This window comes from Aeromonas sp. S5(2024), assembly GCF_041403025.1.
GTDB classification, from domain to species: domain Bacteria; phylum Pseudomonadota; class Gammaproteobacteria; order Enterobacterales; family Aeromonadaceae; genus Aeromonas; species Aeromonas hydrophila.
In genome coordinates, this window is record NZ_JBGLRI010000003.1 from 425667 (window position 1) to 445766 (window position 20100).

General features: G+C 63.6%; 19 protein-coding genes. 14 read left to right on the forward strand and 5 right to left on the reverse strand.

The genetic code is table 11. The annotated features are described in order from the left end of the window. Nucleotides 1–160 precede the first annotated feature (160 nt). The gene (gene bioA, locus ACB032_RS08520) at nucleotides 161–1435 is read left to right on the forward strand and encodes an adenosylmethionine--8-amino-7-oxononanoate transaminase (RefSeq protein ID WP_371137749.1); all 1275 of its coding nucleotides are present in this window, start codon (nucleotides 161–163) and stop codon (nucleotides 1433–1435) included. Nucleotides 1436–1570: 135 nt separating this feature from the next. Next, on the forward strand, nucleotides 1571–2404 hold the full coding sequence (locus ACB032_RS08525) for a HAMP domain-containing protein (protein ID WP_371137750.1): 834 nt from the start codon (nucleotides 1571–1573) through the stop codon (nucleotides 2402–2404). Here the strand turns inward: ACB032_RS08525 and ACB032_RS08530 are convergent. Further along, a complete protein-coding gene (locus ACB032_RS08530) occupies nucleotides 2401–2703 on the reverse strand; it encodes a hypothetical protein (RefSeq protein ID WP_201975281.1) in 303 nt (100 codons plus the stop codon). The genes ACB032_RS08525 and ACB032_RS08530 overlap by 4 nt on opposite strands. Before the next feature lie 241 nt (nucleotides 2704–2944). On the opposite strand from ACB032_RS08530, the gene asnS reads away from it, so the two are divergent. The 3 genes from asnS (at nucleotide 2945) to ACB032_RS08545 (ending at nucleotide 6857) form a co-directional block, all read left to right on the forward strand. After that, complete coding sequence (gene asnS, locus ACB032_RS08535) at nucleotides 2945–4345, forward strand: asparagine--tRNA ligase (RefSeq protein WP_029303492.1); 1401 nt, start codon at nucleotides 2945–2947, stop codon at nucleotides 4343–4345. Between the two features lie 376 nt (nucleotides 4346–4721). Beyond that, complete coding sequence (locus ACB032_RS08540) at nucleotides 4722–6065, forward strand: anaerobic C4-dicarboxylate transporter (protein WP_371137751.1); 1344 nt, start codon at nucleotides 4722–4724, stop codon at nucleotides 6063–6065. A gap of 135 nt (nucleotides 6066–6200) precedes the next feature. Beyond that, a complete protein-coding gene (locus ACB032_RS08545; RefSeq protein ID WP_044799630.1) occupies nucleotides 6201–6857 on the forward strand; it encodes a hypothetical protein in 657 nt (218 codons plus the stop codon). Nucleotides 6858–6948: 91 nt separating this feature from the next. Here the strand turns inward: ACB032_RS08545 and ACB032_RS08550 are convergent, their stop codons facing one another. Together ACB032_RS08550 and dcuC are read right to left on the reverse strand one after the other, a co-directional pair. After that, nucleotides 6949–8088, reverse strand: a complete 1140-nt coding sequence (locus ACB032_RS08550) for a M20 family metallopeptidase (RefSeq protein ID WP_371137752.1) — start codon at nucleotides 8086–8088, stop codon at nucleotides 6949–6951. 84 nt (nucleotides 8089–8172) lie between these two features. Beyond that, complete coding sequence (dcuC, locus tag ACB032_RS08555; protein WP_371137753.1) at nucleotides 8173–9549, reverse strand: C4-dicarboxylate transporter DcuC; 1377 nt, start codon at nucleotides 9547–9549, stop codon at nucleotides 8173–8175. Nucleotides 9550–9835: 286 nt separating this feature from the next. On the opposite strand from dcuC, the gene ACB032_RS08560 reads away from it, so the two are divergent. The 9 genes from ACB032_RS08560 to ACB032_RS08600 all read left to right on the forward strand — a co-directional run bounded on the left by ACB032_RS08560 (nucleotide 9836) and on the right by ACB032_RS08600 (nucleotide 18260). Further along, on the forward strand, nucleotides 9836–10150 hold the full coding sequence (locus ACB032_RS08560; protein WP_024943845.1) for a hypothetical protein: 315 nt from the start codon (nucleotides 9836–9838) through the stop codon (nucleotides 10148–10150). Between the two features lie 316 nt (nucleotides 10151–10466). Next, complete coding sequence (locus ACB032_RS08565; protein WP_005298997.1) at nucleotides 10467–11378, forward strand: LysR family transcriptional regulator; 912 nt, start codon at nucleotides 10467–10469, stop codon at nucleotides 11376–11378. Nucleotides 11379–11573: 195 nt separating this feature from the next. Next, nucleotides 11574–11924, forward strand: coding sequence for an ArsC family reductase (locus ACB032_RS08570; RefSeq protein ID WP_371137754.1), 351 nt, complete (start codon nucleotides 11574–11576; stop codon nucleotides 11922–11924). 22 nt (nucleotides 11925–11946) lie between these two features. Beyond that, nucleotides 11947–13074: a succinyl-diaminopimelate desuccinylase gene (gene dapE / locus ACB032_RS08575; RefSeq protein WP_224480191.1), complete on the forward strand. Its 1128-nt coding sequence runs from the start codon at nucleotides 11947–11949 to the stop codon at nucleotides 13072–13074. Next, a complete protein-coding gene (locus tag ACB032_RS08580; protein WP_371137755.1) occupies nucleotides 13071–13760 on the forward strand; it encodes a M15 family metallopeptidase in 690 nt (229 codons plus the stop codon). Before dapE ends, ACB032_RS08580 begins: the two co-directional genes overlap by 4 nt. After that, complete coding sequence (locus tag ACB032_RS08585) at nucleotides 13757–13903, forward strand: hypothetical protein (protein ID WP_005298986.1); 147 nt, start codon at nucleotides 13757–13759, stop codon at nucleotides 13901–13903. The genes ACB032_RS08580 and ACB032_RS08585 overlap by 4 nt, the downstream gene beginning before the upstream one ends. Nucleotides 13904–14145: 242 nt before the next feature. Beyond that, on the forward strand, nucleotides 14146–15873 hold the full coding sequence (locus tag ACB032_RS08590) for a potassium/proton antiporter (RefSeq protein ID WP_371137756.1): 1728 nt from the start codon (nucleotides 14146–14148) through the stop codon (nucleotides 15871–15873). Nucleotides 15874–15915: 42 nt separating this feature from the next. Further along, a complete protein-coding gene (locus ACB032_RS08595) occupies nucleotides 15916–17019 on the forward strand; it encodes a beta-N-acetylglucosaminidase domain-containing protein (protein ID WP_371137757.1) in 1104 nt (367 codons plus the stop codon). A 32-nt stretch (nucleotides 17020–17051) separates the two neighbouring features. Further along, complete coding sequence (locus ACB032_RS08600) at nucleotides 17052–18260, forward strand: cation:proton antiporter (RefSeq protein WP_371137758.1); 1209 nt, start codon at nucleotides 17052–17054, stop codon at nucleotides 18258–18260. A 129-nt stretch (nucleotides 18261–18389) separates the two neighbouring features. Here ACB032_RS08600 and ACB032_RS08605 read toward each other — a convergent pair whose 3' ends face one another. Together ACB032_RS08605 and ACB032_RS08610 are read right to left on the reverse strand one after the other, a co-directional pair. Then, nucleotides 18390–19178: a DUF1460 domain-containing protein gene (locus tag ACB032_RS08605; RefSeq protein WP_139388860.1), complete on the reverse strand. Its 789-nt coding sequence runs from the start codon at nucleotides 19176–19178 to the stop codon at nucleotides 18390–18392. A 252-nt stretch (nucleotides 19179–19430) separates the two neighbouring features. Further along, nucleotides 19431–20063, reverse strand: a complete 633-nt coding sequence (locus tag ACB032_RS08610) for a LysE family translocator (RefSeq protein WP_011705371.1) — start codon at nucleotides 20061–20063, stop codon at nucleotides 19431–19433. Nucleotides 20064–20100: the final 37 nt, after the last annotated feature.

Consider the following 20100-nt stretch of genomic DNA (forward strand, 5'->3'; position numbering starts at 1 on the left):
TGCGCCGCCAGCTTGCATGGGCAAACACAGAAGCCGCCACCCGGCCTGCACCCGAGTTGGGTTGCACGCAGCCAAGTGGCTGAAATTGTTGGCTAGTGTAGAGAGCGCGCGTAGACTGTCAACACCGACCAGATCAAACCAATTGACAACAGAACATAAAATGACCAATCAAGAATTCGACCTGCACCACGTCTGGCACCCCTATACCTCCCTTACCCATCCCCTGCCCTGCTATGAAGTGGCCAGTGCCAGGGGAGTGACCCTCACCCTCAGCGACGGCCGCGAGCTGGTGGATGGCATGAGCTCCTGGTGGGCTTGCGTGCACGGCTATCAGGTGCCGGAGCTCGATGCGGCCGCCACAGCCCAGCTCGGCAAGATGTCCCACGTGATGTTTGGCGGCCTCACCCACGCCCCCGCAGTTGATCTGTGCCGCAAGCTGGTGGAGATCACGCCAGCCAAGCTGGATCGGGTGTTTCTGGCGGACTCGGGTTCGGTGGCGGTAGAAGTGGCGCTCAAAATGGCGCAGCAGTACTGGCACGCCAAGGGGACGCCCAGGGCCAAGTTTGTCGCCCTGCGCGGCGGCTATCACGGTGATACCTTCGGCGCCATGAGCGTCTGCGATCCGGATGGCGGCATGCACGAGCTCTACAAGGGCTTCCTGCCCGAGCACCATTTTGTCGAAGCGCCGAGCTGCCGCTTCCACGCCGAGTGGGACGAGCAGTGCGTGGTGGAGCTCGCCACCCTGGTGGCGGACCATCACGAGGAAATCGCCGCCATCGTGCTCGAGCCTATCGTGCAGGGCGCCGGCGGCATGCGCTTCTACCATCCCCGCTATCTGCAGTGGGTACGCGCCCTGTGTGACGAGTTCGGCCTGCTGCTGATTGCCGACGAGATCGCCACCGGCTTTGGCCGCACCGGCCAGCTGTTTGCCTGTGACTGGGCCGGCATCAGCCCCGACATCATGTGTCTGGGCAAGGCGCTCACCGGCGGCTACCTGACGCTGTCGGCCACGCTCACTACCGAGCATGTGGCTCGCACCGTGTGTGATGGGAAGGCAGGCGTCTTCATGCATGGGCCGACCTTCATGGGCAACCCCTTGGCCTGCGCCGTGGCCAACGCCTCCATCGATCTGCTGCTGGCCTCGCCGTGGCAGGAGCGGGTGCGCGCCATCGAACACCAACTCAAAACCGAACTGGTGGAACTGACCCTGCACCCGGCGGTGGCGGATGTGCGGGTGCTTGGCGCCATCGGGGTGGTGGAGATGAAGGAGCGGGTGGACGTGGCGCGCATCCAGCGCAAGTTCGTCGAACTGGGTGCCTGGATCCGCCCGTTTGGCAAACTGGTCTATCTGATGCCCCCCTTCGTCATCAGCCCGGCACAATTAACCGTGCTGACCAACGCCATCACCGCCGCCATCCACAGCGGCGAGTTCTGAGTCAGACGTGGCAGGCCCTGCCCGACCAGGCAGGGTCTTTTGACTCTTTTTCATCAGAATGTGAGCGAGACACCAGACCCGGGCGACCAAGACGCGTAGACTGCGCGGGTTTTACCCAACAGATGTACCGTTCCCATGCGCCTCTCCATTGCTGCCAAAATCAACTTCTTCCTGCTGTTCATCTTCTCCATGGTGCTGGTGTTCTCCGCCGCCTATCAGGCGGTGCGCGAACGCGACCTGATCCTGACCCTCATCAAGGAGCAGAGCCGCGAGCAGACCGAGGCCTACTTCGACGGCCTCAACATGCTGATGCTGACCGGCAAGATGGATGCCCGCGACACCCTGCGCGGCAAGTTTCTCGAGCACGCCCACGTGGAGGATGCCCGCATCGTGCGCAGCGAGGCGGTGAGCAAGCAGTACGGGGCTGGCCACCAGAGCGAGCAGCCCAAGGACAGGTTCGATGAGCTGGCACTGGCCGGCAAGGGCAGCCTGGAGGTGGTGCACGACGGCATGCACAGCAAGCTGGTGGTGACCCGCCCGCTGCTGGCCAAGAAGGATTTTCGCGGCACCGACTGCACCAGCTGCCACCTGGTGCCGGAGAATACCGTGCTGGGGGCGGTGCGCTTTGACTACTCCCTCGACACCCTGTTTACCCGGGTCGAGCAGAACATCCTCACCTCGGCGCTGAGCCTCACCGTCATCTTCGGCCTGGGGCTGTTGCTGACCCTCTGGGTCATCCGCACCTGGATCGTCCGCCCCCTCAACCAGCTGACCCGCTCCATGGAGGAGGCCACCGACCTGCACGACTTCGGCCACCGGCTGGAAGGGGATGAAGGGGACGAGATTGGCCGGGTGGCGCTCGCCTACAACCAGATGCTCGACAGCGTGGAGCGTCAGCTGGGCAAACGGCCCGCCGCACCGGTGGAGGAGAGCAAGCAGAAGGCGACAGAGAGAAGAAAAGAGGGCTAGCCCAGGTAGTAGAACAGCAGACTGGCCATCAGGATCAGCAGCAAGATGGTCAGGTGCACCCGCCCCGTGTCCTCCTGCCGCCGGCAGCGTCGGCGCTCCGCCAGCAGCACCGCCAGGGTCAGCAGGCAGCAACCCCAGAGCCCGTGCAGCAGCCAGGGGGTGAGCAGGGGATCCCAGCTCTGGCGTACCCTGACCCCGCCATAGACCAGAAAACCGTAGGCCGTCTGCGGTCTGGCGAAATGATAGAGGGAGAGCAGGACGATGAAGCCACCCCAGCAGAGCATCACCAGCCCCTGCAACACCCGTGTCAGCCGGTCCGGCCCCCGTCGCCGCTCTTTCACGCTTATCCCCCGTCCAACTGGCCTGCCAATCCGCCGATAGGCGCCGAAATCCCCCCCAGAGTCCGACATTTTTGCTTGTTTATCAAACCTGCGCGGGTAAGATTGACGGCTTAGTCTGCCATGATGGGCCAAGATTGCCCGGGCCAGACCCCAAGTGTTGCAAATAGCGCTGCAAGAACAAGCTGGAGACAATATTTCGATGACGCACGCATCCGTAGTAGATGTGCTGACCGGTAAGTATGCGGTCGGCACCACCCAGACAGTCAAAGGGTGGATCCGGACCCGCCGCGATTCCAAGGCGGGGATCTCATTTTTGGCCATCTCCGATGGCTCCTGTTTCCATCCGGTACAGGCAGTCGTCCCCAATACCCTGGCCAATTACGAGAATGAAGTGCTGCGTCTGACCACGGCTTGCTCGGTGGAAGTGACCGGTCTGGTAGTCGAGTCTCAGGGCAGCGGCCAGGCGTTTGAACTGCAGGCCACCGACGTCAAGGTGGTGGGCTGGGTCGAAGATCCGGATACCTACCCCATGTCTGCCAAGCGTCACAGCATCGAATACCTGCGCGAGCAGGGCCACCTGCGCGCTCGTACCAACGTGGTCGGCGCCGTTACCCGGGTACGCAACTGCCTCTCCCAGGCCATTCACCGCTTCTTCCACGAGCAGGGCTATCTGTGGATCGCCGCGCCGCTCATCACCGCCTCCGACACCGAAGGTGCCGGCGAGATGTTCCGCGTCTCCACCCTGGATATGGAAAACCTGCCGCGCACCCCGCAAGGCAAGGTGGACTATGACAAGGACTTCTTCGGCAAAGAGACCTTCCTGACCGTATCCGGCCAGCTCAACGTCGAAACCTACGCCTGCGCCCTGTCCAAGGTCTACACCTTCGGGCCGACCTTCCGCGCCGAAAACTCCAACACCAGCCGCCACCTGGCGGAGTTCTGGATGGTTGAGCCAGAAGTGGCCTTCGCCGATCTGGAAGACAACGCAGCCCTAGCCGAAGCCATGCTGAAGTATGTCTTCAACGCGGTGCTGGCCGAGCGCCGCGACGATCTGGAGTTCTTCGCCCAGCACGTGGACAAGGACGCCATCGGTCGTCTGGAGCGTTTCGTCGCCTCCGACTTCGCCCAGATTGACTACACCGACGCCATCGAAGTGCTGAAAAACTGCGGCAAGAGCTTCGAGTTCCCGGTCTCCTGGGGTATCGACCTCTCCTCCGAGCACGAGCGCTACCTGGCCGAAGAGCACTTCAAGTCCCCGGTGGTGGTGAAGAACTACCCGAAAGACATCAAGGCCTTCTACATGCGCCTCAACGACGACGGCAAGACCGTCGCCGCCATGGACGTACTGGCCCCGGGCATCGGCGAGATCATCGGCGGCTCCCAGCGTGAAGAGCGTCTGGACGTGCTGGATGCCCGTCTGGCCGAGATGGGCCTGAACAAGGAAGACTACTGGTGGTATCGCGACCTGCGCCGCTACGGTACCGTGCCGCACTCCGGTTTCGGTCTGGGCTTCGAGCGTCTGGTGGTTTACGTGACCGGCATGGGCAACGTCCGCGACGTGATCCCCTTCCCGCGCACCCCGCGCACCGCCGAGTTCTGATTACAGGACTTTGCCTTAAAAGCCGACCTCAGGGTCGGCTTTTTGTTGCCCGTCCGGCGGCCGGACGGCCTTGCCGGCACCACAATTAATCACGCTTGCCGCCCTCGCCACGCCTCCTTGCTGACACACCCGCCCCGCGCCAGCCGTTGAGCCCCATACGCTGCCACTTATTGCCCGCAAAATAACAAAAACGTTAATACGTGGTTTTTATGACGTTAAATCAAAAAGCGATGAGTTATTGAAGTACCTCAAATTTTTGCCCTTTTTTGGCAGGCACAATAACCACTAACCCTTTAGGGCTAAATAAAAAACAGACAATCCCGGTCCATGAGCCCAACACAGCACAGACATGGATTAAATAACGCGAGGTAATGGAATGATCTTGATGGAATTTTTGGTGGTACTCGGCTGCTTGCTGCTGGGTACCCGGTTTGGGGGCATGGGGCTGGGTCTCATCAGCGGCATCGGTCTGTTCCTGCTGACCTTCGTGTTCGGTCTCACCCCGGGCGAACCGCCGGTGCAGGTGATGCTGACCATACTCGCGGTGATCGGCTGCGCCGCCACCCTGCAGACCGCCGGCGGTCTCAACCTGATGATGCAGGTGGCCGAGCGTCTGCTGCGCCGCCACCCCCAGTACATCACCCTGCTGGCACCGCTCACCACCTGGACCCTCACCTTCCTGTGCGGTACCGGCCACGTGGTCTACACCATGTTCCCCATCATCGCCGACATCGCGCTGCAGAAGAACATCCGCCCGGAACGGCCGATGGCGGTGGCTTCCGTCGCCTCCCAGATGGCGATCTGCGCCTCGCCGGTGTCAGTGGCCGTGGTCTCCATGGTCTCCATCCTGGCGGCCGGTCATGGCATCGGTCAGGCCTACAGCCTGCTCGACATCCTGATGATCGCCATCCCCTCCTCGCTGACCGGGGTCATAGTCGCGGCCCTCTGGAGCCTGCGTCGCGGCAAGGATCTGGACAAGGACGAAGAGTTCCAGGCCAAGATCAAGGATCCGGAGCAGCGTGCCTTCGTCTACGGCGGCGGTGAGACCCTGCTCAACACCAAGTTCCCGAGAGAGGCCTACTGGTCGACCTGGATCTTCTTCGCCGCCATCGCCGCCGTGGTGGTGCTGGGGGCCGACGCCTCCCTGCGCCCGGTGTTCGAAATGGGTGGCAAGACAGGCCCGCTCTCCATGAACCTGGTGATCCAGATGATGATGCTGATCGCCGGCGCCATCATCCTGATGCGCTGCAAGGTCAAACCGGGTGACATCTCCAACGGCGCCGTGTTCAAGGCCGGCATGGTGGCGATCTTCTCGGTATTCGGGGTCGCCTGGATGAGCGAAACCTTCTTCCAGGCCCACATGCCGCTGCTGAAAGAAACCCTGGCCCACGTGGTGCAGGCCCAGCCCTGGACCTATGCCCTGGTGCTGTTCCTCATCTCCAAGCTGGTCAACAGCCAGGCCGCCGCCCTCACCGCCATCGCTCCCATGGGGCTGGCGCTGGGTGTGGAGCCGAAGCTGCTGATCGCCTTCCTGCCGGCGAGCTACGGCTACTTCGTGCTGCCGACCTACCCGAGCGATCTGGCCTGTATCGGTTTCGACCGCTCCGGCACCACCCGCATCGGCAAGTTCATCATCAACCACAGCTTCATCATTCCGGGTCTGATCGGGGTCGCCACCTCCTGTACCCTGGGTTATCTGCTGACCAGCATACTGCTCTAAGCAACACGCACCGCTTAGCCAGTCCAGCAGGCCCCCACCCGGGGGCCTGCTGTTTTGCCCCCTGCCCCATCCCGCTTTGCCAACCGCCCGCACTCTGGGTAGCATGGCCCCTCTTTTCTTTGCGGAATCTCCCCCATGTCTCGCGTCATCGTGCTCTGGAGCGGCGGCAAGGATGCCATGCAGGCCCTCTGCCATGCCCGCGAAGCGGGTCATCAGGTGGTGGCACTGGCCACCTTTGCCCCGCCCGAACCCCGCTTTCTGGCCCATCCCCTGTCACAGGTGCGTCGGCAGGCGGCGGCCCTCGGGCTGCCCCATCTGCTGATCACCATCGAAGCGCCGTTCGACCTCGGTTATGAGCGGGCGCTGGCGGCATTGAAAGAGGAGTGGCGCCTGGATGGGGTGGTCACCGGCGATATCGACAGCGTGGGGGGCGCGCCGAACTGGATCCGCGAGCGCTGCCGCCAGCTCGATCTGGCCGTTCACACCCCGCTCTGGCAGCAAAGCCGCGAAGCGCTGCTGGCAGACCTGCTGACCCGCGGCATCGTCGCCCACCTCTCCTGCGTCGACACCCGGGTGCTGGCCCCCGAATGGGTGGGGCGCACGCTCGATACCGCCACCCTGGCCGAGTTGCAGCAGCTGGCGGCAAGCCGGGGCTTCGATGCCTGCGGCGAGCAGGGGGAGTACCACACCATGGTGACCGACGGCCCGGGCTTTGCGGCGCCGCTGGTGCTCGGCCGCTGGCAGGTTGCCCGTCAGGAGCAGCTTGCCTACCTGCTGGAGGATGAGAGGTAGCGACGCAGCACCGTTCGATCTCTCTGCACCGACAGGACAGATAAAAAACGGGAGGCGATGGCCTCCCGTTTTGCTTGTCTTTGACGCTGACCTAGTTGGCCAGCTTGCCCAGCACCCGCTGCAGCAGGCGGATGCGCGGCTCGATGCTATCGAGCAGCAGGAATTCCGCCTCCGAGTGGAAGCCACCGCCCATGGGGCCGAAGCCATCCAGCGACGGCACACCCGCGGCGGCGGTAAAGTTGGCATCCGAGCCGCCACCGGCCTCCAGCCAGTTGAAGGTGATCCCCTCCTCTTTCGCCGCCGCCTCCACCAGCGCCATCACGGCCTCGGTGTCGCCACTCGGGCGCATCGCCGGCTTGAAGCTCTGGCGATCCACCTCGACCCGGCAACCGGCGAGGAAGGGGTTGTTGGCCATGAAGGTGAGCCGCTCGTGCACGGTGGCCGCTTCGTCATTGCTCCAGAAGCGCAAGTCGACGATCGCCTCGGCAAAGTCGGGCACCACGTTGACGCCGGTGCCGCCCTGTACCACGCCGACGTTCATGGTGGTGCCCGTGGTCATGTTGACCTGCTCGTTGATGGCCAGCACCCAATGAGCGAGTTCGGTGATGGCCGAGACACCTTCGGTCAGGGCCGAACCGGCGTGGGAGGCCTTGCCGTGGAAGGTAATGCGGTACTTGGCATTGCCCTTGCGGGCGCTGATGAGATCGCCGTTCGGGCGCGCCGCCTCGGCCACCAGCACGCAGCCACTCTGTTTGGCTTTTTCCACCAGCCACTCTTTGGACCAGGGGGAGCCAATCTCCTCGTCGCAGTTGCAGCAGACCAGCACCTTGAGCTTGGCCAGCTGCGCCGGATCCATCTCTTTGAGGGCATACCAGCTGGAGAGCAGACCGCTCTTCATGTCCGACACGCCGGGGCCAAAGGCCTGATTGCCCTCAATTTTCAGCGCCCGCTTGGCCGCCGTCCCTTCGGGGAAGACGGTGTCCATGTGGCCCACCAGCATCACGTCGTAGTGGCTGGCGCCAGGCGCATTGGTTGCCTCGAGGCAGGGGCCGCACTCGGCGGCGAACTGGTGGCGAGTCACCTGCCAGCCGATGGCCTCATATTTCTCGGTCATGATGTCGGCCACTTTCGCCACCCCGGCCGGGGTGCGGGTGCCGCAATCGAGATTGATGAGGGGGGCCAGATCCGCCAGGTAGGCGTCCAGAGAAAAAGCGTTGCGAGAGTCTGTCATTGTCATCTCCTGGGACGGGAGGACACACCTCCCGCCCGACGGCCGAATGAAAGGGGCAGACAGCTCGGGCCGTCCGCCGCCCGGTTACATAAACAGCAGATAGTTGAGGGTGAGCGCGGTCACCAGGGCGCCCGCCATGGGCACGCAGGTGCGCTTGACCACCACGAAGGGGGAGACCTTGGCGATGCCCGCGCAGGCGATCAGCACCGCCGCGATGGGGGAGACGGTGCGACCGATGCTGGAGGCGAGCTGCATCGGCAGCAGCATGGTCACCGCCGGCACGCCGAACTTGGCCGCCACCGCCGGCGCCAGGGTCGAGAAGCTGAGGAACGCCGCGTTGCCCGACCCCATGATGACCGCTGCCACCATGATGAGCCCTACCATCACCAGGGTCATCAGGCCGCTGCCGATACCGGCATTGCTGGCCGAGTGCAGCAGGGTATCGATGGCACCGATGGCCTTGAGGGATTCGGCAAACAGCTCGGCGCAGACGATGAGCGCCACCACAGGGCCGAACACCTTACCCATGCCGTCGAGGAAGCTGGAGAGCCCGGCGAAGGCGGTGCGCACCGAGCGGGTGCGCAGCAGCTCGCACAGCATGCCGATAAAGACCGACAGCAGCATGGCCACCTCCACGCTGACGCTGATGGTGGTCACCAGCAGCTTGGAGAAGGTCATCATCAGCACGAAGGGAATGATGGGCAGCAGGGCATACCAGGTGGGCGCCGCCACCGCGTCGGTGCCTTTCTCGTCCAGCTCGGCGTGCTCGCCGCGATGCAGGGCCGGATCCCAGCCATCCTGACGGTCACAGTGCCGCTGCCAGAAGAAATGCAGCACCATGGTCACCAGCAGCATGGGGGCCACCAGCCAGATCTGGTAGTCGACGAAATAGCTGGTGGGATCCATACCGGATTGGCCGGCGGAGAAGATGGCGTTGGTCTGGGTCGGGCCGATTTCGAACGCCTGGGAGGTGGCGATGACGCCACAGGCGGAGGCCGGGCTGATGCCGAGGTTGCGCATCACCGGGTACATGGTGACCATCAACAGCAGGCCAAGGCCGGTGGCGGAGGTGACGAACAGGGAGACGAAGACCGCCACCAGGTAGCAGATGGCCAGCATCAGGTAGCTGGACTGAATGCCCGCCACCGGTTTGACCGCCACCCGCACCAGCGCCTGGGAGGCACCGATATGGGACATGTAGGTGGCAAAGCCGGCCACCGCCATGATGGTGAGGCCGAGCCCCGCCGCACGGTAGGAGAAGATCCCCTTAAACACCTCGAACAGATCGAACAGGGCGAAGCCGGTGCTCTTGTCGGCGGGCAGAATGGGGTGCAGTCCCAGCCAGTAGGCGACGGTGAAGATGACCATACCGGCCAGTGCCAGCACCGCCTGCGGGTTGTAATCCTTGACGATGCCGTAGACCACGGCCAGCAGTACGAGCAAGACGAAGACGAGTTCCAAATATTCACTCCTGATAAAGTTATCGAGGAGCGGAATCTAGTGGTCTGACCGCGCTTTCCCATTGATCCCCGTCAAGAAAGATGGCTTGACCGCACCTCAATGAAACAAAATGCTATACACTTAACAAAAAACAGCAATTTAAACTAAAGACAAACCTTTAGAATCCCTTTGCCACGCGTTCTGGCGAATAACCTCAGGCTTTTTTGCTTTGGATCAACGTCAGAGGCCAGTGAACTGGCCAAGATGCGCATCGACACACAGCGACCGTTTCGCGCCGGAGAGAGTTATGACAGACCGAGCCAACGCAGGCATGACGACCTGCGACTACAAGCTATGGGACATCCTCGTCGAGTCTGCAAAGGAACGCACCACCATTCGTTACTCCAAGCTGGCCAGGCAGGCCGGGCTGGAGAATTGCCAGGATGAGCTGCGCACGCTGCTGCAACGCATCCGCATGTACTGCACCGAGCACCAGTTGCCGATCCTCTCCGCCATCGTGGTGGACGATGTGGGCAAATATACCGGCCTCTCCTCCAGTCTGCCGGACGCCCCCTGGGAGCGTGCCAAGGTGTTTGACTACCAGTGGCCGGTTGCGCCCTGAGTCATCCACCCCTCACAATAACGCGCCCGCCGGCGCGTTTTGTACTTCTTTGGGCCCCCTTTTCCTGAACCGCAGGCAAAAAAAACCCGCCGAGACGGCGGGTACTAAGCAAGCAACGCTCTGGATGACCAGAGTAAAGAGTTCAGGCTGTCGAATCTTGCCACCTCCGGCACCACGCGAAAGAGGTAACAGGACAACATGGGTTTGCATAAATCGCTGATTTATCCAAGCTTCATGCTGACCATCGACGGGAAATGAGACTAAAGTGAAGGCCCTGCTTAAGGAAATGATTTATTAGTATTCCATTATGCACAGAATGAATTTACGAGGCGTCGACCTCAACCTGCTGGTGGTGCTCAAGGCACTGCTGGAGGAGCGCAACACCACCAAGGCCGCCGAACGGCTCGCCATGAGCCAGCCGGCCGTCAGCCGGGCACTGGCCCGCTTGCGTCTGCTCTATGACGATCCCCTGCTGATCCGCACTCCCCAGGGCATGGAACCCACCGCCCGGGCGGAGGCCTTGCTGCTGCCGCTGCGGGAGATCCTGCACGACATCGAGCAGACCTTCAGCCCCCCCGAGCAGCTCGACCCCGCCCAGTTCGAGGGGGTGCTGCGCATCGGGGCCCACACCTATGTGGAGTATGTGATGATGCCGAGCCTGCTGGCCCGGCTGCAGCAGCAGGCGCCCAACCTGCGCATCCACATGGTGCCGCTCAATGCGGACTACGAGAGCCAGCTCGACGAAGGGGTCATCAGCATGGTGATCAGCAAGCAGGACGAGGTGCCCGGCCGTTTTCGCCGCATCCCGCTGTTCGAGGACAAGCTGATCTGCGCCGCCCACCGCAGCCACCCGCTGCAGGGCCAGGTGCTGTGCATCGAATCCTTCGCCCAGGCCCAGCACCTGCTGGTCGCTCCCCGCGGCAGCGAAGGGGGCATCGTCGATGATCTGCTGGCCGCCCACGGCATGACCCGGCACACCCCCTTGATAGTGCAAAGCTTCCTGGCCGCCCCCTTCATCCTGCCGTGCGCGCCTCTGCTGCTCACCTCCCCCGCCCGGGTGCTGCGCCCGCTGATGCCGCTGCTGGATCTGGTGGAGTACGAGACCCGCTTCGCCCTGCCCACCTTCGAAGTGAGCCTCATTCGCCATCGTCGCGACGACAACAACGCCATGCTCAACTGGTTCGAATCCGAACTGCACCTCTGGTGTCGCACCCAGAGCGAACTCTGATGCCCGCCGGCGCGTCCCGCGCCGGGCACTTTTCCCCTCCCCCCAGGCCCGACCAGCGCCTCGCCCCACCTCCCCCATGCGCATCGGCGTTGCCTTGAGATCGCCACAATGCCAGAATCGGGCCTCTTCTTGATTTCCCGTTTCAGGACTCAAGTTTCGGCTTTCCGGGCCCATGCCCGCAGACAAGGACTCCCCATGGCCACCACCCTCTATGGCATCAAGAACTGCGACACCATCAAGAAAGCCCGCAAGTGGCTGGAGCAGGCCGGCATCGACTACCGCTTTCACGACCACCGTGCCGATGGCCTGAACCCGGCCGACCTCGACCGCTGGCTGAGCCAGCTCGGCTGGGAGGCGCTGCTCAACAACCGCGGCACCACCTTTCGCGCCCTGCCGGACGAGGCCAAGCAGGGGCTCGACACCGCCAAGGCGCGCGCCCTGTTGCTGGAGCACCCGGCCATGATCAAGCGCCCGCTGCTGGACCGAGACGGCGAGCTGACCCTGGGCTTCAAGGCCGATCACTACCAATCCCTCTTCTCTCGTTAAACTTTTTTGCTAAGGAACGCTGATGTCGGATGTCATCGCACTGGCCAAGGATCTGATCCGCCGCCCCTCCGTTACCCCGCTGGATGAAGGGTGCCAGACCCTGATGGCGGAGCGTCTCGCCAAGCTCGGCTTCGTCATCGAGCCCATGGTGTTCGAAGACACCACCAACCTCTGGGCCCGCCGCGGCAGCGAGGGGCCGCTGTTCTGCTTCGCCGGCCACACCGACGTGGTGCCCGCCGGCCCGCTGGACAAATGGCACACCCCGCCGTTCGAGCCGACCATCCAGGATGGCGTGCTCTACGGCCGTGGCGCCGCCGACATGAAGGGCTCGCTGGCCGCCATGGTGGTGGCGGTCGAGCGCTTTGTGGCCGAGCATCCGGATCACTCCGGGTCCATCGCCTTCCTGATCACCTCCGATGAGGAGGGGCCCTTCATCAACGGCACCACCCGGGTGATCGACACCCTGGAAGCGCGCCACGAGAAGATCACCTGGTGCATCGTCGGCGAACCCTCCTCCACCGCCGTGGTCGGCGATGTGGTGAAGAACGGCCGACGCGGCTCCATCACCGGCGATCTGCTGGTACGCGGGGTGCAGGGCCATGTCGCCTACCCCCATCTGGCGGACAACCCTATCCACAAGGCGGCGCCGGCGCTGGCCGAGCTCGCCGCCACCGTGTGGGATGAGGGCAACGCCTACTTCCCCCCTACCAGCTTCCAGATAGCCAACATCCAGAGCGGCACCGGCGCCTCCAACGTCATTCCGGGCGAATTGCACGTCCAGTTCAACTTCCGCTTCAGCACCGAACTGACCGACCTGGATATCCGCGAGCGGGTCGAAGCCCTGCTGGACAGGCATGGTCTGGATTACCAGATCGACTGGACCCTCTCCGGCCAGCCCTTCCTCACCGACACCGGCAAGCTGCTGGCGGCGGCGGTCTCCGCCATCGAGGCGGTGAACGGCCAGCAGCCGGCCCTGCTCACCACCGGCGGCACTTCGGACGGACGCTTTATCGCCCCCACCGGGGCCGAAGTGATCGAGCTGGGCCCGGTCAACGCCACCATCCACAAGGTGAACGAGTGCGTGAAGGCGGACGATCTGGATCTGCTGGCAGACATGTACCAAGGGGTGCTCGCGAGGTTGCTGGCATGACCCAGGAGCAACTGCTGGGGTTGGATGAAGGTCACCTCATTCTGGTGGGGCAAGGCCCGCACCGGCTGACGGCCGCCACCGCGGCGGCCTTCAACGACATGCAGGTGGCCGCCGCCCACGCCGGTTTCAACCTGCAGCCCGCCTCCAGCTGGCGCGGCTTTGATCGCCAGCTCGCCATCTGGAATGGCAAGTGGCGCGGCGAGCGGCCGCTGCTCGATGCCCACAGCCAGCCCATCGACGCCCTGCAACTGAGCGACGAGGAGCGCCTCCACGCCATCCTGCACTGGAGCGCCCTGCCCGGCACCAGTCGCCACCACTGGGGCACCGATCTCGACATCTATGACCCGGACTGCCTGCCCGCCGGCACCAGGCTGGCGCTGGAGCCCTGGGAGTATGAAGCCGGGGGCTGGTTCGCCGACCTGAGCGAGTGGCTTGAAGATCGCATGAACGACTTCGGCTTCTTCCTGCCTTACGCCAAACCGGTCGGTGCCGGTAGCGGTGTCGCCTACGAGCCCTGGCACATCAGCTTTGCGCCTGAGTCCCGCGAGCAGCGGCTCGACCCTGCGGCGCTGGCACTTTGCCTGCAACAGGCGGATATTGAAGGCAAGGCGACCATACTGGCCAACCTCGACGAAATCCTGGCCCACTATGTCACCCTGGCCACCGACGAAAGGAGTAGCACATGAACCTCTGGCTCTGGATAGGCTTGCCACTGCTCTTCCTGCTCGGCCTGTTTCTCAACGCCATCAAGGACATGAAGCGACTGGAGAAAGAGCTGCCCCGCTACAAGGACAAGATCCGGGAAGTGAAGGACGACGAGGACGACTGACTCGAGTCCGCCGACAGGGGCACCCACGGGCGCCCCTGTCGCTATCTGTCCACTTTGTGAACATGGTCACGTTGTTCATCGCGCTGCCGACGCCGGCGACCCCCTTTTGATGGCCAGAACCCTTCGCAGCAATGACACCGAAAATGTAAAAAACTGCAAATAAATGCACAATTAAGCCACACCGAGCCCAACAAACTGCATATAATGTGCCTGATTTGCATTTTGACAGAAGGAGTTCGCCATTGGATGCCGTCACCATCAACAGTTTTTTCCTCGTCGCGGCCTTGTTGGTGGGCGCCAGTGTCCTGTTGAGCGCGCTCTCCTCCCGTCTCGGTATCCCCATCCTGGTGATCTTCCTCGCCGTCGGCATGCTGGCCGGTGAAGATGGCCCCGGCGGCATCCACTTCGCCGACTACTCCATCGCCTATCTGGTGGGCAACCTGGCGCTCGCCATCATCCTGCTCGACGGCGGCATGCGCACCCGGGTCTCCTCGTTTCGGGTCGCGCTCTGGCCCGCGCTGTCGCTGGCCACGGTCGGGGTGGCCATCACCACCGGCCTGACGGGCCTGGCCGCCGCCTGGCTGTTTGACCTCAACCTGATGCAGGGGATGCTGATCGGCGCCATCGTCGGCTCCACCGATGCGGCGGCGGTGTTCTCCCTGCTCGGCGGGCGCAGCCTCAACGAACGGGTCAGCGCCACCCTGGAGATAGAGTCGGGCAGCAACGACCCTATGGCGGTGTTTCTCACCGTCACCCTGATCGAGGTGCTGGCCAGCGCCCAGCAGGACCTCAACGCCGGTTTTCTGCTGCTGCAACTGCTCAAGCAGTTCGGGCTGGGCGCCGGCATCGGCCTTGGCGGCGGCTGGCTGCTGTGGAAACTCATCAACAGCGCCAAGCTGGCCCCCGGTCTCTACCCGCTGCTCACCGTCAGCGGCGGCCTGCTCATCTTCGCCCTCACCACGGCGGTGGGCGGCAGCGGCATCCTCGCCATCTATCTGACCGGCCTCTTGCTCGGCAACCTCTCCCTGCGCAGCCGCAGCACCACCTTGTCGGTGCTGGACGGCCTGACCTGGCTCAGCCAGATCGGCATGTTTCTGGTGCTGGGGCTGCTCGCCTCCCCCCACAAGCTGCTGCCCATCGCCCTGCCGGCACTGGCGCTGGCCATGTGGATGATCCTGTTCGCCCGCCCCATCTCGGTCTGGATCGGGCTGCTGCCGTTCAAGAACTTCGCCCCGCGCGAGCGCTGGTTCATCTCCTGGGTCGGCCTGCGCGGCGCGGTGCCGATCATTCTGGCGGTGTTCCCCATGATGGCGGGGCTGCCCAACGCCCAGCTCTACTTCAATGTCGCCTTCTTCGTGGTGCTGGTCTCACTCATCTTGCAGGGTAGCTCGCTGCCGCTGGCCTCCAGGCTGGCGCGGGTGGAAGTGCCGGCGCCTCCCTCGCCCATCAACCGCTCCGGGCTCGAGATCGATCTCGATAGCCAGTGGGAGACCTTCGTCTATCGCCTGAGCGACGAGAAGTGGTGCATCGGCTCGCCGCTGCGGGATCTGCGCATGCCCAAGGGCACCCGCATCTGCGCCCTGTTCCGCGATCAGGAGCTGCTGCACCCCTCGGGCAGTACCTGTCTGCAATCCGATGACATCCTCTGCGTCATCGGCCACGAGCGCGACCTGCCTGCCCTCGGCCAGCTGTTCAGCCAGGCGCCGGAGCAGGATCTGGGCCCGCGCTTCTTCGGTGACTTCCTGCTGGAGGCGGCCGCCAACCTGGTGGATCTCGCCCCGCTCTATGGGCTGGATGTGAGCGAGGTGGCGGATCAGACCCTTGGCCATTTCATTGCCCACCAGTTGGGCGATAATCTGGTGGTCGGCGACTACGTCGAATGGCAGGGACTGATCTGGACCGTGGCCGAAATGGACGAGGGTGAGCCCCGCAAGATCGGGGTGCGCTTTCTGGAAGAAGATCCGGTCTGATCGTCGTTGTTTGCCTCGTCCTCTGCGAGAAGGGAGTTACCTATGCCTTACCAAACCCTGTTGTCCGGCTTGCAACCCCCTTCGCCTCAGTTGGGGGTGATCGAGGGCTTCTTTGGCAAGGGCTGGAGCTGGGAAGCCCGTGCCCGCTATGCCCAGTGGCTGCCCCGCCACGGTTACGGCTTCTATCTCTATGCCCCCAAGGAAGATGGCTACCTGCGCAAGCACTGGGCCAAGCCCTGGCCTGCCGCCCAGCTCGAGGCGCTGCGCCAGCTCGCCCGCCAGTGCCGCGACAACGGCCTCGCCTTCGGGGTGGGCCTGAGCCCCATGGGCGCGCACCACGACTATGCCCGCCAGCGGCCAGCCCTGCTGGAGAAGGTGTGGCTCATCGAGGAGGAGCTCAAACCCGACATCCTGGCCGTGCTGTTTGACGACATGAAGGGGGATACCCCGGATCTCGCCCACTGGCAGCTCACCATCGCCCACGACATCGCGGCCCACACCCACGCCGGCCGGCTGCTGTTCTGCCCCAGCTACTACAGCACGGACCCCGTGCTGGAGAAGGTGTTCGGCGCCATGCCGCCCCACTATCTGCAGGATCTGGGTCAGGGGCTGGACAAGCGCTTCGAGATCTTCTGGACCGGCCCCAAAGTCTGCTCCAGCGACTATCCGGCAGCCCACCTCAAGCAAGTGGCCGAATGGCTGCATCGCAAGCCGTTCCTGTGGGACAACTACCCGGTCAACGACGGCAGCAAAGCCAGCAGCTTCCTGCACCTGCGCGCCTTCGAAAACCGTCCGGCGGAACTCGCCGAACTGACCTCGGGCCACGCGGTCAACCCCATGAAGCAGGCGGCGCTGTCGGTGCTGCCGCTGGCCACCCTGCCGATGAGCTACAAGCTCGGCAAGCAGTATGATCCGGACAAGGCGCTGCACGCCTCCCTCAATGCCACCTGCGGCCCGCAGATCTCCGCCATGATCCAGGCCGATCTGCCGCTGTTTCAGGACATAGGGCTGGCCCAGCTGACCCCTGAGCAGGTGGCCCATCTCAAGGCTCGCTACCTGCCGTTTCGCGACCAATCCTGCGTCGGCGAGATCCTGCGCTGGCTGGATGGCGAATACGTGTTCGACCCGGACTGCCTGACCGACTGACCCACCACAGAGACCCTGCCACAGGAGGCTGCATGGATGCGTCCCTGATTTACCAGAACCTGGCGGTGATCGCCGCCTTTCTGCTGGTCTACAGCCTGATCGCCGGGCGCTTTGAATCGCGCCTCGTCAACGGCCCCCTGCTGTTTCTGCTGATGGGCTGGCTGCTGGGGCCGGGCGGCATCGAGCTGCTCTCCCTCTCCATCGACAGCGACGGCATCAAGCTGTTGGCGGAGCTGACCCTGGTCATCGTGCTGTTCAGCGACGCGGCCAACACCAACTGGCAGGTGCTGCAGGCCAACCGCGCTCTGCCCATCCGGCTGCTGCTGATCGGCCTGCCGCTCACCCTGGCGGCCGGCGCCCTGTTCGGCCACTGGCTCTTCCCCGACTTGCCGCTGCTGGAGATGGCGATCCTCTCCACCATACTCGCCCCCACCGATGCGGCGCTCGGCAAGGCGGTGGTGAGCAACCCGGCGGTCCCCGCCCCCATCCGGGAGGGGCTCAACCAGGAGAGCGGCCTCAACGACGGCATCTGCGTACCCGTGCTGCTCCTGCTGCTCGCCCTCATCGCCCCCACCGAGCAGCACAGCGGCACCGGCCTGCTGGCACTCACCTTGCTGCTGGAGGAGATCGGCATCGGCCTGCTGGTAGCCTGGGGGCTGACCAGCCTCACCTTGCGCCTGCTCAAGACCTCCTACCTCAACGGCTGGCAGTTGCCGCTCTGGCGCCAGCTCACCATGCCGGGGCTGGCCCTGCTCTGCTTCGCGCTGGCCCAGACCCTGGGCGGCAGCGGCTTCATCGCTGCCTTCGTGGGCGGTCTGCTGATCGGCCGCAAACTGGGGGAGCACAAGCACGCCTACCTGGACAGCTGCGAGGGTTATGGCGATCTGCTCTCGGTGGTGATCTGGATGGTGTTCGGCGCCACCCTGATGCCCATGCTGACGGAGCTGCTGCACTGGCAATACTGGCTCTATGCCGCCGCCAGCCTCACCCTGCTGCGCATGCTGCCGGTCTGGCTGAGCCTGCTCGGCACCGGCCTCAAGCCCGAGCTCAAGCTCTTTATCGGCTGGTTCGGCCCACGGGGGCTGGCCAGCATCGTCTTTGCGGTGATGGTGTTGCAGCACGAGCCGGCCCTCCTCGGCCAGCGCCCCATCATCGCCACCGTGCTCTGCACCATCATCCTGAGCGTCATCCTGCACGGCATCAGCGCCAACCCCTGGGTCGCCCGCTTCAAGCCCCATTGATCCATTGGCCCATTGACCTATTGAAGGGCTGCACCGCCAACGAAAAAGCCCCGGGCATTACCCCGGGGCTTTTCTTTATGAAGCTATCAGGCACCAGGCGCACCCGTGTCGGTCATAGCCAAATCTGTCCTAGGAGCTCGCACCCTCGGCCTGGGGCCGATAGACCAGGATCCCCGGCTTGTTCTGCACGTACTCCTGGAAGGGGGAGTCCACCACCTGCATGTTGCTCGAAAGGGAGGAGGCATTGCGCAGCACGGGGCCGTTCTCGCCACGGATGAAGATGCCGGTGTGGGTCACGTCGAGCCCGGCGAGATCGGTATAGATGCCGATATAGTCGCCCTCTTCCAGCAGGCTCAGGGTGTTCTCGTCGATGCTGGCGGACGGAATGTAGGTGATGTCCCGCGCCGTCACCCCCAGCCCCGGAATGTAGTGGCCGCCGTCCGCCTTCTGGTTGAGCTGCTTGGCCGTGGTCACCACGGCGCCGCCCACCAGATGGGTCACGTCGCTCACCCGGCTGTCGCCATGCACCCAGTCGGAGAAGAAGTGCTTTCTGGTCAGGTAGTTGACCTCACCGTTCACGTAACGAGTGTGCATCAGGTTCTCGATGAAGTGATGCACACTCGTTGCGCGACGCAGTGACTCGACGTAATCCAGATAGGTGAAGCAATCGAGCCCGCCAAAATCCACCACCAGCTGCTCCTGGGTATCGCTCGAGCCGACCAACCGGTTGGCAACGTAGGGATTGCCCAGAAAGAGCCCGGAGAAATCCCTGATCGACTGACCCGGCGAGCCCTGCGGCCGGGCAAACAACTCGATAAGCTGCGGCTCCTTGATGTTGTAAAAATCGAGGTTCCTCTCTTTGCCGGCGACCGCCGCGCCGGCAAACAGGAGCAATGCAATGCTGGTTAGCCTCATCATCCTTAATTCTCCTTGCTCAGAATGTTAAAACGGACCGTTCGCACACTCTTGCGGCTGCAAGCGAATGCCATTCGAGACTGACGATATTGCGGCCGTTTGCAAACCGGATAAATGTAAGCAAATGTGGCCAGCCTTCCCCATCCCGCCCCGATCACCGCATCCATGGTCGGTCCTTATAGCCGAAGGCATCACGAAAAAGCCCCGCAGGGCGGGGCTTTTTGGCAGAGTCAGGCCAGCTGGCAAGCGATGGCGTCAACCCAGCGCCAGCCAGACCCCGACGCCAAACATCAGGGAGCCGGCAATCCGGTTCATCAGGGTGACGTTGCCGCTCTTGGCGAGGAAGTGGCGCAAGGTGCGGCCACCGCTGGCGTAGAGCAGCAGGCAGGAGAACTCGATGACCAGGATCAGGGCCACCAGGGCGCTGATCTGGGGTGCCATCGGCTTGGCCGCGTTGATGAAAGGGGGCAGCAGGGAGACCATGAAAGCCCACCCCTTGGGGTTGGCGATGGCGGTGACAAAACCCTGCATGGCCAGCGCCAAGGGACGGGTCTCCTGGGCCGCCGACAGATCGGCCGGGATGGCCAGCTTGCCTTTGGCCTGCCACATCTGGATGCCGAGCCAGATGAGATAGGCGCCGCCCACGTATTTGAAGGCGGCAAACAGCGCCGGGTAGTTGAGCATCACGGCCGCCACCCCGATCACCGACAGCACCGACACCAGGCCGACCCCGATGAGCTCCCCCCACATCATGTGCAGGGTACGGCGCACCCCCAGGCTCATGCCGAGGGTCATCGCCAGGGTCATGCACATGCCGGGGGTCACGGAGACAAAAAAGAACGTGGGAATAAACAGCGCCAGAATGGCGGGATCGATCCAGTCGGACACACTACACCTCCATGGTAACAGACCGATGATCTTGCCT